Origin of the sequence: Lolliginicoccus suaedae, from assembly GCF_008312885.1 — a bacterium.
GTDB classification, from domain to species: domain Bacteria; phylum Actinomycetota; class Actinomycetes; order Mycobacteriales; family Mycobacteriaceae; genus Lolliginicoccus; species Lolliginicoccus suaedae.
In genome coordinates, this window is record NZ_VSSO01000001.1 from 183,410 (window position 1) to 199,826 (window position 16,417).

15 protein-coding genes are annotated in these 16,417 nt (G+C 68.6%); 8 read left to right on the forward strand and 7 right to left on the reverse strand.

Features of this window, described 5'->3' with window-relative positions:
* Positions 1-39 precede the first annotated feature (39 nt).
* Positions 40-636, reverse strand: a complete 597-nt coding sequence (wrbA, locus tag FXO18_RS00825) for an NAD(P)H:quinone oxidoreductase (protein WP_149359180.1) — start codon at positions 634-636, stop codon at positions 40-42.
* Between the two features lie 100 nt (positions 637-736).
* Here wrbA and FXO18_RS00830 point away from each other — a divergent pair, with 100 nt between their 5' ends.
* Entirely contained in the window at positions 737-1,195 is a 459-nt protein-coding gene (locus tag FXO18_RS00830) for a carboxymuconolactone decarboxylase family protein (protein WP_149359181.1), read from the forward strand.
* Here the strand turns inward: FXO18_RS00830 and FXO18_RS00835 are convergent.
* Both FXO18_RS00835 and FXO18_RS00840 read right to left on the reverse strand, forming a co-directional pair.
* Positions 1,184-2,029: an LLM class flavin-dependent oxidoreductase gene (locus tag FXO18_RS00835; protein ID WP_149359182.1), complete on the reverse strand. Its 846-nt coding sequence runs from the start codon at positions 2,027-2,029 to the stop codon at positions 1,184-1,186. The two genes, FXO18_RS00830 and FXO18_RS00835, sit on opposite strands and share 12 nt — an antisense overlap.
* A gap of 125 nt (positions 2,030-2,154) precedes the next feature.
* The gene (locus FXO18_RS00840) at positions 2,155-2,769 is read right to left on the reverse strand and encodes a lytic transglycosylase domain-containing protein (protein WP_149359183.1); all 615 of its coding nucleotides are present in this window, start codon (positions 2,767-2,769) and stop codon (positions 2,155-2,157) included.
* Positions 2,770-3,011: 242 nt separating this feature from the next.
* Here FXO18_RS00840 and FXO18_RS00845 point away from each other — a divergent pair, with 242 nt between their 5' ends.
* Together FXO18_RS00845 and FXO18_RS00850 are read left to right on the forward strand one after the other, a co-directional pair.
* Positions 3,012-4,745 carry an ABC transporter ATP-binding protein gene (locus FXO18_RS00845; protein ID WP_149359184.1) on the forward strand — a complete coding sequence of 578 codons (1,734 nt, stop codon included), beginning with the start codon at positions 3,012-3,014 and terminating at the stop codon, positions 4,743-4,745.
* Positions 4,742-6,682: an ABC transporter ATP-binding protein gene (locus tag FXO18_RS00850; protein ID WP_149359185.1), complete on the forward strand. Its 1,941-nt coding sequence runs from the start codon at positions 4,742-4,744 to the stop codon at positions 6,680-6,682. Before FXO18_RS00845 ends, FXO18_RS00850 begins: the two co-directional genes overlap by 4 nt.
* 251 nt (positions 6,683-6,933) lie before the next feature.
* Here FXO18_RS00850 and FXO18_RS00855 read toward each other — a convergent pair whose 3' ends face one another.
* From FXO18_RS00855 to FXO18_RS00865, 3 genes are all read right to left on the reverse strand, one after another.
* A complete protein-coding gene (locus FXO18_RS00855; RefSeq protein WP_149359186.1) occupies positions 6,934-8,424 on the reverse strand; it encodes an SDR family oxidoreductase in 1,491 nt (496 codons plus the stop codon).
* A 55-nt stretch (positions 8,425-8,479) separates the two neighbouring features.
* Positions 8,480-8,875, reverse strand: coding sequence for a hypothetical protein (locus FXO18_RS00860; protein WP_223114403.1), 396 nt, complete (start codon positions 8,873-8,875; stop codon positions 8,480-8,482).
* A gap of 128 nt (positions 8,876-9,003) precedes the next feature.
* A complete protein-coding gene (locus tag FXO18_RS00865) occupies positions 9,004-10,434 on the reverse strand; it encodes an alanine/glycine:cation symporter family protein (protein ID WP_149359187.1) in 1,431 nt (476 codons plus the stop codon).
* A 130-nt stretch (positions 10,435-10,564) separates the two neighbouring features.
* Here FXO18_RS00865 and FXO18_RS00870 point away from each other — a divergent pair, with 130 nt between their 5' ends.
* The 4 genes from FXO18_RS00870 (at position 10,565) to FXO18_RS00885 (ending at position 13,909) form a co-directional block, all read left to right on the forward strand.
* Positions 10,565-11,389 carry a glycerophosphodiester phosphodiesterase family protein gene (locus tag FXO18_RS00870; protein WP_149359188.1) on the forward strand — a complete coding sequence of 275 codons (825 nt, stop codon included), beginning with the start codon at positions 10,565-10,567 and terminating at the stop codon, positions 11,387-11,389.
* Between the two features lie 61 nt (positions 11,390-11,450).
* On the forward strand, positions 11,451-12,167 hold the full coding sequence (locus tag FXO18_RS00875; RefSeq protein WP_187774117.1) for an LmeA family phospholipid-binding protein: 717 nt from the start codon (positions 11,451-11,453) through the stop codon (positions 12,165-12,167).
* An 11-nt stretch (positions 12,168-12,178) separates the two neighbouring features.
* A complete protein-coding gene (locus FXO18_RS00880; protein WP_223114411.1) occupies positions 12,179-12,889 on the forward strand; it encodes an MOSC domain-containing protein in 711 nt (236 codons plus the stop codon).
* A gap of 132 nt (positions 12,890-13,021) precedes the next feature.
* Positions 13,022-13,909: a prealbumin-like fold domain-containing protein gene (locus FXO18_RS00885; RefSeq protein WP_149359190.1), complete on the forward strand. Its 888-nt coding sequence runs from the start codon at positions 13,022-13,024 to the stop codon at positions 13,907-13,909.
* Between the two features lie 4 nt (positions 13,910-13,913).
* On the opposite strand, the gene FXO18_RS00890 is transcribed toward FXO18_RS00885, so the two are convergent.
* Positions 13,914-14,912 (reverse strand): SDR family NAD(P)-dependent oxidoreductase, encoded by a 999-nt coding sequence (locus FXO18_RS00890; RefSeq protein WP_235900367.1) that lies wholly within the window; start codon positions 14,910-14,912, stop codon positions 13,914-13,916.
* A gap of 207 nt (positions 14,913-15,119) precedes the next feature.
* Between FXO18_RS00890 and FXO18_RS00895 the strand changes: the two genes are divergently transcribed.
* Positions 15,120-16,397 carry a hypothetical protein gene (locus FXO18_RS00895; protein WP_149359191.1) on the forward strand — a complete coding sequence of 426 codons (1,278 nt, stop codon included), beginning with the start codon at positions 15,120-15,122 and terminating at the stop codon, positions 16,395-16,397.
* Positions 16,398-16,417: the final 20 nt, after the last annotated feature.

Consider the following 16,417-nt stretch of genomic DNA (forward strand, 5'->3'; position numbering starts at 1 on the left):
GCAGCACTGGTGCGGGCCATCCACATCTGTGGCCGGGTTCTACCCGGCGAGCTTGCCACCGATCTCGACCACGCGGGTCGCGAGGTGCTCGAGCGCCGCGCTGACCTCGTTGCTCAGCTCGTTGGTGTTGCTCGGGCCGGTGATGTGGCTGGCGCCGTAGGGGTTGCCGTCGGCGAACTTCAGCGGGTCGGTGTACCCGGGGGCGACGATGATGCCGCCGAAGTGCATGATCGTGGTGTAGAGGCTCAGCAGGGTGGCTTCCTGGCCGCCATGGGTGGTCTGGCTGGAGGTGAATCCCGCGTAGACCTTGTTGGCGAGCTTGCCCTGGGCCCAGAGCCCGCCGAGGCTGTCGATGAAGGACTGGAACTGCCCGGAGACGTTGCCGAAGCGGGTGGGGGAGCCGAAGATGACGGCATCGGCCCATTCGATGTCGGCCCCGGTCGCGGCGGGCAGGTCCTTGGTGGCCTCGTGGTTGGCCGTCCAGGCGGGGTTCTGCGCGAAGGCGGCGGGGTCCACGGTCTCGGCGATATGGCGGACCCGCACCTCGGCGCCGGCGGTCTCGGCGGCCTTGGCGACGATTCCGGCCATGGTGGTGCCGTGGCCCGTGGCGGAGTAGTAGATGACAGCGAGCTTCATGGGTCCTCCGGGATTGTGGTGCGTGTCACATCATGCGGCGATGGAGCAGATTCTAGTACCAATAAAATTGAAGCGTCAACCAATCGGAGGAGTTCCTGGCATGGACCGACCACTGCTCGACAGGCAGCATCCCGAGATCTTCAAGGCCTACGTGGCCGCGGCCCGTGCCGTGCGCACCGCCGCCAAGGAGGCAGGGCTCGACCGAAAGCTCATCGAGCTGATCAACCTTCGCGCCTCCCAGATCAACGGCTGCGCCTACTGCCTCGATGTCCACGCGCGCGCAGCGCTGGACAACGGCGAGGACCCGCGCCGCATCACCGTCCTGCCCGCGTGGCGCGAGGCAGGCGTCTTCACGCCGGGCGAGCGAGCCGCGCTCGCGCTCGCCGAGGCCGTCACCACCATCCAGGACGACTCCCGCCGCGACGCCGCGTTCGCCGCGGCCGCCGAGCACTTCACCGAGGCCCAGGTCTCCGTGCTCAACTGGACGTTGATCACGATCAACGCGTTCAACCGGGTATCGATCCTCAGCGAGCATCGCGTCACGCTCTCACCCGAGTGACGACCGCACGCGCGGGATCACCTCCTCGGCGAGCCAGTGAAGCCTCGCCGAGGGCCCATCCGGCCCATCGATGCCCAGCACGATCGTGTCCATCCGATGGTTAGCGATCAGGTCGCACAGCAGGTCCACATACTCCTGAAGCTCGAAATCGCCCCACACGTTGTAGATCCTCCGGATGCTCGCGGGATCGCGGCCAACGGAAGCGGCAGCGTCGTCGATGCGCGCGTGCCGTTCCGCGAGCGTCTCGGGCGGAGCGAACCCGAGCGATGCCACCCAGCCATCCGCGTGCGTCCCCACCAGCCGCAGGGCGCGCGGCCCTAGCACGCCCAGCCAGATCCCCATCGCGTGCGCGGGCGCCGGGCCCGGCTTGGCTCCCGCCAACTGATAGTGCTCGCCCGCGTACCGCGCAGAGCCCTCCGTGGACCACATCGCCCGGATCACCTCGATCGCCTCCCGCAGCGCGGCCAGCGCATCAGCGGGCGCACGGCGCTCGCCGCCGTACGCCTCGATGGCCTCCCAGAAGCCGCCCGCGCCCAGGCCGAGCTCGCATCGCCCGCCGCTCAGCACATCCAGTGATGCCGCAGCCTTTGCCAGCATTGCGGGCGGGCGCAGCGGCAGGTTCGCCACATCCGGGAACAGGCTGATGCGCTCCGTGCGCGCGGCCAGGAAGCTCAGCAGCGTCCAGGTGTCATGGAAGCGGCGCTGGTAAGGATGATCCTGGATGCCGATCAGGTCGAGGCCGAGCTGGTCCGCGAGCCGAGCGGTCGCCGCGAGACCGGTGTCGCTAGCGCTCGGCGCGAGGAAGCATCCGAAGCGAGGCTGTTGCTGGTCCATGCTTGTCTCCTCCAGGGGGATGGGGCAAATGCCGTGGTCCTGCCCGTCACGAGGAGCGCCCAGCTGGGTCGGGGCCGGCTGGGCGCTGGGGAAGTGGGAGCCACGGTGACCGGGCGTCGTGGGGGCTAGAAGGGGAGCCCAGCGAGCGAGCCGAAGTCCAGGCCCGCCTGGTGCAGCGGGCTGGTGCCGCCGCCACCGTTGAGGTAGCGGTAGCGCGGCTCGAGCGCCTTGATCTTGGCGACATAGGGCTGGGTCTGGGTGGAGTACTCGCCGCCCGAGGGCATTCCACCGGCGCGCTGGACGGCACCGAGCCCGGCGTTGTAGGCCGCGAGCGCGAGGTCGAGGGCGTAGCCACGCATGGTGCCGTTGCTCACGCCCGCGGCGGTCTGGCCGAAGAGGTGACACATGAAGCGCCCCTGTGCCATGACCGAATCGGCGATGCTGTAGGGGTCGGTGGTGCCGTTGCCGTCACCGTCGGTGCGCCAGATGGCCCAGGTTCCCGGCATGAACTGCGCGGGGCCCATGGCGCCGGAGCGGCTGACGGCGTTGGTGCGGAAGTCGCTCTCCGCGTGGATCTGTGCGGCGAGGACGCTGGCGCTGATGCCGGAGCATTGGGCGGCCGAGCGTTGCAGCCAGGGCTCGAAGCTTGCTGGCGCGTTGGCGGATGCGGGGCTCGCGAGCGCGGCGGAGGCGGCGAGAGCGGCCACAGTGGTGCTGAGGACTGCTGTGATCTTCTTCATGGCAGTGAGCAGCCTGACACGCCGACTGCGATTCGGGATCGTTTTCAACACATTTTGATAACGGGTGGCGTGGTTTCCCGTGGTGGCGCGACAGCGCTTGCCGGGTGCTTGCCCAGCGTTAAGTAGTGGAACTCTCAAATAGTGGACGGTGTGACGCTGGCTTCCCCGGCGGCGATACCCATGCTGTGCCGTCAACACCGTGAAACAATCGCCGGTGCGGCACACGCCAGGAAGGAGCCGCCATGCTTATCGCCCTGCTGCGGACCTACCTGCCCCGCTACCGGCGCTCGATCACCGGGATCATCGCCCTGCAGTTCCTCGGCGCCCTCGCGGCCCTGTTCCTGCCCAGCCTCAACGCCGACATCATCGACAACGGCGTCACCGAGGGCGACATCGCCTACATCATCCGCATCGGCGCCGTCATGCTCGCCGTGGCGCTCCTGCAGATCACCTGCACGATCAGCGCCGTCTATCTCGCCGCCCGCACCGCTACGTCCTTCGGGGCCGAGGTGCGCCGCGACGTGTTCCGGCGCGTCACCGGCTTCTCCGCCCGCGAGATGGGCACCTTCGGCGCGCCCTCGCTGATCACCCGCAACACCAATGATGTCCTGCAGGTGCAGACGCTCGTGCTGATGAGCTTCACGATGCTCGTCATCGCGCCCATCATGGCGGTCGGTGGCATCATCATGGCGCTGCGCGAGGAACCGCGCCTGTCCTGGCTCATCGCGGTCAGTGTCCCCGCGCTCGCCATCGCCATGGGCACCATCATCGCCCGCATGATCCCCGGCTTCCGGGTGATGCAGTCCCGCATCGACGCGATCAACCAGGTACTGCGCGAGCAGATCACCGGTGTACGGGTGGTCCGGGCCTTCGTCCGCGAGCCGTGGGAGTCCCGGCGCTTCGCCACCGCCAACGAGGCCCTGACCAACACCGCGCTCGGTGTCGGGCGGCTCCTGGCCCTCGCGTTCCCCATCGTCATGCTCATCATGAACATCACCTCGGTGGCCGTGATCTGGTTCGGTGGCATCGAGATCGACGAGGGCCGCATGCAAGTGGGCTCCCTGACCGCGATGCTCAGCTACCTGATCCTCATCCTCATGTCGATCATGATGGTGACCTTCATGGCCTCCCAGGTGCCCCGCGCCGCCGTCAGCGCCGACCGCATCAGCGAGGTCCTGCGCACCGAGTCGACCATCGTCCGTGCCCCGGAGCCGCGCACCGACCAGCCCCAGCCGGGCCGCATCGAGTTCCGCGACGTCGCCTTCCAGCACCCCGGGGCGGAGCAACCCGTACTCGAGCACATCACCTTCACCGTCGAGCCCGGGACCACCACCGCCATCATCGGCGCCACCGGATCGGGCAAGACCACCGTGCTGCAGCTCATCCCGCGCCTGATCGACGCCACCGAAGGGGTCATCGAGGTCGGTGGCACGAACTCCCGCGAGCTCGAGCCCACCGCGCTGCGCGCGAGCATCGGCTACGTCCCCCAGCGCGCGTTCCTGTTCTCCGGCACCATCTCCAGCAATCTGCGCTACGGGCGTGCCGACGCCACCGACGACGAGCTGTGGGACGCGCTGCGGATCGCCCAGGCCGAGGACTTCGTCCGAGCCCTGCCCCAGCAGCTCGACAGCCCCGTCAGCCAGGGCGGCACCACCTTCTCCGGCGGGCAGCGCCAACGCCTCGCCATCGCCCGCGCCCTTGTCCGCCAGCCCGGCATCTACCTGTTCGACGACTCGTTCTCCGCCCTCGACGTCGCCACCGATGCCCGGCTGCGGGCCGCGCTGGCCAGCCGCATCTCCCATGCCGCGGTGGTGCTCGTCGGCCAGCGCATCGCCACCATTCGCGACGCGCACCAGATCATCGTGCTCGACGCGGGGCGCATCGTCGGAATGGGAACGCACGAGCAACTGGTCGCGAGCTGCGGGGAGTACCGCGAAACAGTTGAGTCCCAGATGACAACGGAGGGGACCCCATGACCCGGCCCGGACCCATGGGTGGCGCCGCGGACAGCCGCGGCAACCCGAACGCCAAGGCCATGAGCTTCGGGCCCTCCACGCGGCGGCTGCTCGGGCTGCTCGCGCCGCAACGACTCGCGCTTACCGTCATCATCGCGCTGATCGTCGTATCGGTCCTGCTGAACGCGGTGGGACCGCGCATCCTCGGCCACGGCACCGACATCATCTTCAACGGCATCATCGGCAGGCGACTGCCCGACGGCTTGACCCAGGCCCAAGCGGTCGAGCAACTGCGCCAGTCCGGCCAGGACACTTTCGCCGACATGGTCTCCGGCATGACCGTCACCCCCGGGCAGGGCATCGACTTCACCGCCCTCGGCCAGACCATGATCGTCGCGCTGCTGGTCTACCTCGTCGCCGCGACGTGCGCCTGGGGCGCTGCCTACCTGCTCAACACCGTGGTGCAGAACGTCATCCGGGGCCTGCGCGCCAGCATCGAGGCCAAGATTCACCGCGTACCGCTGGCCTACTTCGACCGCAACCAGCGCGGAGACACGCTCAGCCGCGTCACCAACGACATCGACAACCTCTCCCAGAGCCTGCAGCAGACCGTCAGCCAGATGCTCAACGCGATCCTGACCGTCGTCGCGGTGCTCGGCATGATGCTGTGGATCTCGCCCCTGCTCGCCGGGATCGCGCTGCTCACCGTGCCGGCCTCGCTGCTCGTCGCCGCAGTGATCATGCGGCGCGCCCAGCCGCACTTCGTGGGGCAGTGGCGCCACACCGGGTCGGTCAACGCGCACGTGGAGGAATCCCACACCGGCCACGAGCTGCTGCTCGCCTACGGGCAGGAGGACATCGCGCAGGCCCGCTTCGACGACCACAACGGCGAGCTGCGGCAATCCGCGTTCAAGGCACAGTTCCTGTCCGGGCTGATCATGCCGGTGATCATGTTCCTCGGCAACATCAACTACGTCCTCGTCGCGGTGGTCGGCGGGATGCGCGTGGCCACCGGCGCAATGAGCCTTGGCGAGGTCCAGGCCTTCATCCAGTACTCGCGCCAGTTCACCCAGCCGCTCTCGCAGCTCGCCTCGATGCTCAACGTGATGCAGTCCGGCGTTGCCTCCGCCGAGCGTGTCTTCGAGCTGCTCGACGCCGACGAGGAGCCAGCGGACGTGCCATCCGCGCCCGCGAGCGGTGGCCTCGCCAGCGACGGGCAGCGCGGCCGCGTCGAGTTCGATCATGTCTCCTTCCGCTACCACCCGGACCAGCCGCTGATCGAGGACCTATCGCTGACCGTCGAGCCGGGTCACATGGTCGCCATCGTCGGCCCCACCGGGGCTGGCAAGACGACGCTCGTGAACCTGATCATGCGGTTCTACGACGTCACCGGAGGATCGATCCGCATCGACGGCGTGGACATCCGCCGCATGCCCCGCGACGCCCTGCGCTCGCGCATCGGCATGGTCCTGCAGGACACCTGGCTGCTCGGCGGCAGCATCGCCGAGAACATTCGCTACGGCTCCGACCAGGCCACCGAGGAGGACGTGCTCGAAGCGGCCCAGGAGTCCTATGTCGATCGGTTTGCCCGCACGCTGCCCGATGGCTACGACACCATCCTCGGCGAGGACACCGGCACGGTCAGCGTGGGCGAGCAGCAGCTCATCACCATCGCCCGCGCCTTCGCCGCCAAGCCGCAGATCCTCATCCTCGACGAGGCGACCAGTTCCGTCGATACCCGCACCGAGCTGCTCATCCAGCAGGCCATGAGCCGCCTGCGCACCGACCGCACCGCGTTCGTCATCGCGCACCGCCTCTCCACGATCCGGGACGCTGACGTCATCCTTGTCATGGAGCAGGGGCGCATCGTCGAGCAGGGCACGCACGATCAGCTGCTCGCCGCGCAGGGCGCCTACCACCGGCTGTACATGAGCCAGTTCGCCGGCGCCGAGACATAGCAGGGGCGGGCGCGCGGGTTGCCGCCGGTGGCTGCCGCTCTAGGCCGCTGGCTCCTGGCGGCGGCTGCCGCTCCAGACCGCTGGCTCCGCTCCTGGCCGCGAACGCGATAGAAGCCGTGGGTGCACCCAGGCAGTTTCTATCGCGTCTGTCGATTTCAGGTGCGTTTGGCGCACGGCCTAGCGCTTTGGCGCAACGCGGCCAGGCGCCGGCACCAGGCCCCGCCAGCTCGGGCCCAGCCAGCCCCAGGCCCCTAGGTCGAGCGCTCCGCGGTGCGCGTCATGTTCTTGACCATGCCGCTGAAGATCACCCCGTGGAACGGCAGGATCGAGTACCAGTAGAGACGCCCGAACAGTCCCTTGGGGAAGAACACGGCACGTTGATCGAGCTGCGAGCCAGTTCCGGAGGGGTGGACGCGCATCTCCAGCCACGCGCCCCCGGGCACCTTCATCTCGGCGCGCAGCCGCAGCAGCCGGGGCGGCTCGATCTCCTCGACCCGCCACCAGTCCAGGGCTTCCCCCTTGTAGAGATGGCGGGCATCGCGCCGGCCCCGGCGCAGGCCAACACCACCGACCAGGCGGTCCATCCAGCCGCGGACCGACCACGCGAGGGGGAACGAGTACCAGCCGTTCTCGCCGCCGATGCCCTCGACGACTTCCCAGAGCTTCTCGGGCGGTGCCGAGCACTCCTGGCGGCGGATGTCGGTGTAGACGGTCTCGCCCGACCAGTCCGGATCAGAAGGCAGCTTGTCCGCGGGAGCGTCGGGCACGGAAGCATTGGACCAGCGGGTCTCGACATCGCCATCGTCGATGCGTTGCAACGCGAGCCGCACGGCACGGCGATAGGGAGTGAGGCCCTCGGCGGGGGGCGGCACGAAGTCCTTGATGTCGCTCTCGTGGGCGATCGCCTCGCATTGGAGCGATTCGATCAGTGGCATCGCCAACGCCTTGGGAACCGGGGTCACCAGGTTGATCCAGTGCCCGGCGAGGCGTGGGGTGAGGACGGGTACGACGATCATGCGGCGGCGGGGGAGACCGGCGATCTCCCCGTAGGTCTGCATCATCTCCCCGTACTGCATCACGTCGGGCCCGCCGATATCGAACGTACGATTCTCGCCGGCCGCGGTGCTCAGGTCAGCGAGCGCGAGCAGGTAGTGCAACGCGTCGCGGACCGCGATCGGCTGGATGCGGTTCTTCACCCATTTCGGGGTGACCATGACGGGCAGCCGATCGGTGAGGTGGCGGATCATCTCGAAGGACGCGGAGCCCGATCCGATGACCACACCGGCCTGCAGGACGATGGTGGGGACGGTGGAACCGAGCAGGATGTCGCCGACCTCGGCGCGGGAGCGCAAGTGGGGGGAGAGGTCGTCGCTGCTGGGATGCAGGCCACCGAGGTAGATGATGCGCTGAACCCCTGCTGCCTCGGCGGCGTGCACGAGATTGAGCGCGGACTGGCGCTCGGTGTCGGCGAAGCGCTTGTCGCCACCCATCGAGTGGACGAGGTAGTAGATGACATCGATGCCCTGGCATGCCTCTTCGAGGCTGTGGATGTCGGTGAGGTCGCCCTGGACGATCTCGGCCTCGCGCGCCCAGGGCACGTCGCGGAGCTTCTCGGGCGTTCGGGCGAGGACGCGCACAGCGTTTCCCTGCTCGATCAGTCGGGGTGCGAGGCGGCCGCCGATGTAGCCAGTGGCGCCGGTGACGAGGCATCGCGTGGTGTGTGCCGAGGAGGAGTCCGCCATGCGACCACGCTACCGGGGCGATGGGGGAGAAGGGCGGTGAGGATGTGGTTTTCCGCTATGGGCGCAACGGCCTGCCGGAGGCGTCGGCGCCGCCGTTGACGAGGATGACGATGCCATCGATGAGGCTCCACGCGTGGCCGAGCCCGCAGGTGAGCAGCGCGAGGATGAGCTGGAGGAGGCCGATGATGTAGTGGCCGGAGTAGAGGCGCCCGGCGCCAGGAATCAGGAGATTGAGCACGCCGACAGCGAGGTTGCCCCGGTCGGAGTAGGGGCGACCGGTATCGGGATCGTAGCCGTTCGGGGCGCCGGGCGTGCCAAAGATCTGGGCGTAGTCGGAGATCGTGAGCGGCTGGGTGTCGGGCTGCTCGTCGACCTCGCTCCGGCCCGCCGATCGGGGTGGCTGGCGCTCGGTGCGGCGTGCGCTGGGCTGGTGTGGTGGTTCCTCGGTCACGAGGGTTAAAGCTACGACAATGACTGTGCGGTTTGCACCCTTTGGTGACAAACCCCACGCCCTAGCGCAAATAGCTGTGACGTGGGGTTTAGTTTTGTCACACCCGGTGCAGTTATTTCACCGCGAAACTATTTCCGGGCACCAACCATGAATGCATCGACCTCCCGCGCGCTCGCGCGCAGCTCCGGATCGTTGGCCAGGTAATGCCTCGTCTCGCGCGCGACGAGACCGGAGAGCACCAGCAGGCCGATGAGGTTCGGAATGGCCATCAATCCATTCAGCACATCGGCGAATGTCCATACGAGCGTTAGCTGGGATACCGCGCCCACGAAGACCATCACCGTGAATATCGCCCGATAAGGAGCGACGCCCCGGCGGCCCACGAGTCGCTCCACGCAACGCTCGCCATAGTACGACCATCCCAGAATGGTCGAGAAAGCGAAGAACGCGATGCTCAGAGCCACGACGTAGTGGCCCCACTCGCCGGGGAGGCCCGCATCGAACGCATCAGCGGTCATGGTGCCAGAAGCTTCGCGGTCGCCCTCCCACACGCCAGTGGTGATCAGCACCAGTCCGGTGAATGTCACCACGATGATCGTGTCGATGAAGGTCTGCGTCATCGAGACCAGGCCCTGGCGCACGGGATGCGTCGTCTTGGCCGCCGCGGCCGCGATGGCTGCCGAGCCCATGCCCGACTCATTGGAGAAGATGCCACGAGCCACGCCGAGCTGCAGCGCGTAGAGGAAGGCGGAGCCGAGGAGGCCGCCCATGGCGGACTGCCCGGTGAACGCCTCCGAGAAGATCATCCCGAACGCCCCCGGGATCGCGCTCGCGTTGAGCACCAGGATCAATGTGCCGCAGGCTAGGTACAGCACGATCATCATCGGCACGAACGCTGCGGTGACCCGGCCGATGGCCTTGATGCCGCCGATCAGGACCAGCCCGGTCAGCACGAACAGCACCAGGCCCGTGACCTGCGGCGAGATACCGAACGCGTTGTCCATCTGGGCGGCCACCGCGTTGCTCTGCGTCATGTTGCCGATGCCGAACGACGCGAGCACCGCGAACACCGCGAACAGCAGGCTGAGCACGAGCCCGAAGCGGTTGGGGATGCCGCGGAACAGGTAGTACTGCGGGCCGCCGGACTGCTCGCCCTTGGCGTCGGTCACCCGGAAGCGCACGCCGAGGAAAGCCTCCGAGTACTTGCTCGCCATGCCGACCAGCGCGGTCACCCACATCCAGAACAGGGCACCCGGACCGCCGAGGCCGATGGCTGCGGCCACGCCCACGATGTTGCCGACGCCCACCGTGGCGGCCAGCGCGGTGGTCAAGGCCTGGTACTGGGAGATGTCCCCGGTGCCGCCCTCGTCATGCCGCTCGATCAGCGCGAGCCGCAGCGCCGGGCCCAGCTTCCGGAACTGCAGGCCGCCGAGGCGGATGGTCAGGTACAGGCCGGTGCCGAGCAGCAGGGGGATCAGCAGCCACGGGCCCCACACGTAGCCGGAGACTGTGCCGAGCGCGGACTCGAGCGCATCGGCGAACTCTGCGATGTTGGACATTGCTGAAATGTATACGCGTGGTGTCACGGTCGCGATTCGAACCGGCCACCAACTGTGAAAACCATGTGAGGTCGGCGTTAACCCCGGCCACTGATCGCGCCGACCGCTCCGCACCGGCACACTGGACGGCATGAGACCGCACCGCCAGAACCACCCCAGCACGCCCGCGGCGCGCTACCTGGAACTGCCGCGGCCGCGTGCCTTCGCCCACCGTGGCTGGCACATCGGTGAATGGGACGGGCTGGAGAACACCCTGGCCGCCATGCGCGCCGCCACCGACCACGGCTACCGGTACATCGAGATCGATGTGCACGCGACCAGCGACGGCGTGGTGATCGTCCACCACGACGACACCCTTGCCCGCGTCACGGGGTCGCAGGGCTCGGTGCGCGACCTTGCCTGGTCCGAGCTCGCCGACGTGCGCGTCCATGGCCGGGAGGCCGTCACGCGCCTCGATGCGGCCCTTCGGGAACTGCCCACCGCCCGGTTCAACATCGATATCAAGTCCGACGCCGCGGTCGAGCCCTTCGTCGCGACCATCGACGAGGCTGGCGCGCGGCATCGTGTCAGCATCGCGTCGTTCTCCACGCGGAGGCTGCACCGGTTGCGCCGGCTGTTCTCCCGGGGTGGCGAGCTGCCCGCTGCCGCGCTCACCAGGCTCGGCGTCGCTGCGGTCTGGGCAGGCTCGCGGCTGGCGCCGCTGCGACCACCCCTGGGCCTGCTCCGCAAGGTGGCGTGGGGGCACATGGCCCAGGTGCCGCTGATCTATCGGGGCCGGACAGTGGTCGATCAACGATTCGTCGATCTCTGCCACGACCTGGGCATCGAAGTTCATGCGTGGACCATCAACGACGCGGCGGAGATGCATCGACTGCTCGACCTCGGTCTCGATGGCATCGTCACCGACCGGCCCGACACGCTCACCGCCGTGCTTGCCGAGCGGCCGCAGCGCTAGCCGTGCCCGCTCGATAGCTACCGGCCTCACGCCACACCACTGGAAACAGGAAGGAACACGCATGCGCGGGCTGCTCAAGGCCGTCGTCACGCTCCTCGTGCTTCTCGCGATCATCGCGGGGGCAGCAGAGATCGTCACACGCTTCATAGTCGGCGGGGAGATCCGGGAACCGCTCGGGGAGTCCTGGCAATCCGAGCCCAGCACTTCGTTCGGCATGCAACCCCTGCTGCCCGCGCTGATGAACGACCGCATCGAGTCCTTGTCGATCGACAGCGGCACCATCGGCACCGGCGACCTGCGTGGTTCCGCGCTGACCATCGAGCTCGGCGATATCGATATCACCGACCGGGACAACCCCGTCGCGGGTGACGTCACCGTCATCGCGCGCATCACCGCGGAAACCATCTTCCAGGCGATCCAGGAGAAGGACGGCGGCGACGTCTCCATCCTCCCCGGCGTGAGCATCACCATCGACGGGGTGGTCCCGCAGCCCGCGCGGGAGGCGCTCGTCGTCGAGCTCATGCGCGGCACCGCTACCGTCGACGCCACGCCACGGATCGAGGATGGCAACGTCGTCATCGACCTCGGCAACGCCGAGATCCTTGGGCTGCCTCTGCCGGAGGCCATCACCGATGCCATCAAGGGCGGCGCGAGCCAATCGGTGGGAGCCCTGCCCGACGGCCTCACTGCTACTTCAGTCACGGTCACCGAGGAGGGCGTGGACGTCACCCTGACCGGTTCCGGGCTCGCGCTCGCTGACTTCCAGACCTCCCCCTAGGCCAGGCACTCGTGGAAAACCGACCAGCGCAGCCCGCCAGCCCGCGGCTCCCGCGCATCGTCGCCGTCCGCGTCGGGCGCCCCGCAGTGCTCGGCACATTGGGCGGCAAGGACGTGCGCAGCGCCATCAGCAAGCGTCCTGTGGACAGCGCCACCATCGGGCTGCGCCCGCACAACCTCGACGGCGACGAGCAGGCCGACACCGCGGTGCACGGCGGCCCGGACAAGGCCATCTACCTCTACCCGGCCCAGCATTACCCCGCGTGGCGAGCTGACGGCTACCCGCTCCGCGAGGGCGGGGTCGGCGAGAACCTCACGATCACTGGCATCAGCGAGGACACTGCCTGCATCGGCGACATTTGGTCCTGGAGCGATGCGATCATCCAGATCAGCCAGCCCCGCGAGCCCTGCTACAAGCTCGGCATGCACGCCGGGGACAAGGCCGTCATAGTCCGCATGATCGACACCGGCCGGTGCGGGTTCTACGCCCGCGTGCTCCAGCCCGCGATCGTGCCCACCAGCGGACCACTGGTCCCGCACGCCCGGGCCGCGCACGGTGTCGCCGTCGCCGAGGTATTCCGCATGCTCACCGCGCCTCCCGGCAGTCTCGCCGCTGCCGGGATCACCTCATCCAGGATCGAGTACGCCCTCAGCATTCCCGAGCTCGCGGAGTCCGCGCGCCGTGGGCTCCGCAAGGCGCTCGCCCGCCTCGAGCGGCAGTGATCCTGGTGGGCACGGGGTGAGTCAGGTCACGGTTGGGTGAACAAATGGCGCGGATCATGCGCTACCGCTAACAAGATCACCAGTGGGGCGCGATGACCAGGTGAAGATGCCGTCATCGAGAAAGAGGGACCGTTGCGCTCCGTCCATCCGTTCGCCATTGCCATCCTCGCCCCCGGGCTCGCTCTCGCCACCGCGTGCGGCACCACCACCGAGCCCATCGCCGGAACGTCTCTCGAAACACCGGCCCCGACGCCTGACGAATCCTCAGCGGCAGGCTCGCCAGAAGCCGAGCCGCTACGACCTGGAGCCCAGGAGCCAGGCGAGCAGGCTCCGACGACTGCTCCCGCGACCGCACCGAGCGAGCCAACCGCGTCACCCAGCACGAGCGATCCAGCCAGCGGCCAGCTCGTGGTCGCCGCGACCACAACCAGTGGCGCGCCTGTGCCGGGCGCCAAATTCACCGTCTCCGCCATGGATGCGTGCTACTCCGATGGCCCCGGTGCAGACCTCAACCCACGGTTCGCCGCCCGTGGCGGAACGGGATCCGACGGCGTGATGACCATCGAGGGCCTCGCGCCTGGCTGCTACAGCGTCACGCTGACAGAAGCTCCCACCGCCCACCTGCCCGTGCCATCGGGCCTCTTCGGCGGCGAGATAGCGGGTGACAACGACACGCTGACCGTGCCCATCGAGTTCTACGACGGCCCAGCCCGGCTCCCCGAGAATGTCGTGGACACCACCCTGCGCGTCACCGACCTCGAAACCAATGATCCGATCGATGGCCTAGGGATACGGCTGCAGCGATGCGACACCAGCGGAATCGACCTCATCACGCCGCCTTCCGATGACTCCGGCATCATTGAGCTGGAACTTGCCAACACCTGCTACGACGCGGTGGGCGTCGCAGGAACCACCGCCCCATGCGCGCCAGCGGGAATCACCCGATTCACCCCCGAGGGCAATTCCTTCGAGTATGGGATCCTGATCAACCAGGACTACCCAGGACCCGGAACCTGCTGAGCCGCTAGCGCACCGGCAGGTCGAGCACGCCACGGCAGAACTCCCACAGCCGCATCACGTCATGCTCATCGTGCTTGGTGCCGGGTAGCCGGAACGGGGAACGCTGATGGCGATCGTGCCAGAAGTGCCCGGACTCCGGAGCGGGGGCCGCGGCCGCGAGCCACACGATCGTGTCGGCCCCGGCCCGTGCATCGCGCAGCAGGGGACGCATCAAGCGGTGGAACCCCGGGAGCGCATCGACCACGCCCGGGGTGTTCGCCCAACCAGGGTGCATGGCATGCACCGCGATGCCATCGACCGCCCACCGGTGCGCGAGCAGCGGCACCAGCGACACCTGCATGCGCTTGGTGCGGGCATACGCCACCGCGCCCTTGTACTCGCCCTGCGCGTACTCGGGATCATCCACGGCGAGCCCCTGGGTGTACATGCCGCCGGAAGAGACGAAGACGACGCGGCTGGTGCCGGAGGCCCGAAGCGCTGGGCGCAGCAGCTCTGACAGCAGCAGCGGACCGAGGACGTGCGTCGCAAGGGTCACCTCATGGCCGTCAGTGGTGAGCTCGCGCTCCTTCGGCAGCACGCCCGCGTTGTGGATGACAACATCCAGCCGGGGCTCGACGGAGAGCACATGGCGTGCCGCGCGACGCACCGAGGACAGATCAGCGACGTCGATGTCGACGATATCGACGTCGGCACCGGGCACCGAACCGCGGATCCACGAAGCGGTCTCGGTGCCCTTGCTCGGCGTTCGCACACCGAGCAGGACCCGGGCACCGAGCATCGCGAGCTGCCGGGCGCACTCGGCACCGATCCCGGACCCGGCGCCGGTCACGAGAACAGTCTTGTCGCGCAGCGCGTGCAGCTCGGGATCGCCCGGCCATTCCGGCAGCGCCCGGCGCGCGGACAGTCCCAGCGACGAGAAGCTCCCCACCACAGTGCCCTCGAGCACTGCATCGGCGGTGCGGGCAAGCATCCGGGCACCGCGAGGAACGAACGATGGCGTCAAGACAGGTACCTCGCAGGTTGAGCAATAAAGGATTCGTCCCCCACAGCGTAGGAGAACCTGTTGCGGTCGCGCACCGGGAATGGCCGGTAACAGTGCTGTCACGATCCAGGTTCGTTTGCGCGGCACGGCTCCTGGATGCGTGCATTCCCGCTGCTGGGAGAGTGAAATATCAACAGACGCAGCAACGCCAGCAGGGGAGTGATCAGCGTGGGCGACAACACAATGCGCTCGCCGGGGCGCCCGGCCTGGCGCGGCCTGCCCCTCGCGCTCGTGGCCGGGGGCGCCGCCCTGGCTGCCGCGTGCGGATCACCCGACTCCGAGATGGTGTACAACTACCGTCCCCTGCCCCTCGGCTCCACCGCTGAGCGGACGGCTGACCCCGTGGCCGATGACTCCCAGCAGAGCGGCGTCCTTCCTGAGCGGACCCAGGACGAGGGGGCCCAAGCCGGCGAGACTCAGGCAGGCGAGACCCCGTCCGCTGCGGACGTGCCCCCGAGCGTCCCGGCACGCGTGGTGGCCGAGCCGCCACCCATCCTGATCCTGGACGGGCCTCCTGCGCCCGCGCCAGCTCCAGTGGCACCCGCTCCAGCCCCGCCCGCTCCGGTGGCGCCCCAGCCTGAACCAGAGCCACCAGCCCCGCCCGCTCCCGAGCCTGGCGCGCCCGCTGTCCAGCCGGAGCCAGCCCCGGATCAGGAGCCAGAGCCAGCCCCGGAGCCTGCCGATCCCGTAGTGGAGCCCCAGCTTCCCGCCGAGCCCGCGGAAGGCGTCGAGGCCCCGCCAGCCGAGCCCGAGCCCGGGCAGCCGGATGGCCGTCATCTCGCTGGAGCCCCGGAGCAAGGGGAGCTCGACGTCGTCGCCCGCACGCTGAGCGGCTCCCCGCTCGGCGGCGTCGAGGTACACGCCCACGTGTTCGAGGCCTGCGATTCCCCGAGCAGCCCCGAGCCCGTCGAGCCGATCACCACGATCACCGGCACGACCGACGACTCGGGCCAGCTGATCCTCGACGGCCCGCTGGGCTGCTATCACTTCACGCTCGGTGCGCTGCCCGACAATGCCTACCCGGTGCCCGAGGGAATGCGCCAGGTGGTGGTCGATGGCTCGGGCGAGCACGCGCCTGCGGAGATCAGGTTCTTCGATGGCCCCGGCGGGCTCGGCGACGGATGGCGGGCCGGGTCGCTGAAGGTGCTCGACGCGCGAACCGGAGCCGTGGTCCCCGGTGCCAGCCTGCAGCTAGCGCCGTGCGATCCCGCTGGCGGCGCGCCCTACACGACAGCCCCGGCTACCGCGACCGGGCACATCGTGCTCGCTCTCGCGCCGCAGTGCTACGACATCACCAGCGTGAGCGTGGCGCACCGCTCGCCATTGGTGCTCGAGGGTGGTGCTCCCCAGCGGATCGACACGTCGGGCGGCTTCCCGGAGATTCCAGTGCGGCTCGTTCCGGCTGGTTCAGTGCCGGGGGAAGCGCCTCCCGCGGCCCCCGAGTAGGCCTCGCGCGCCCTTTCCCC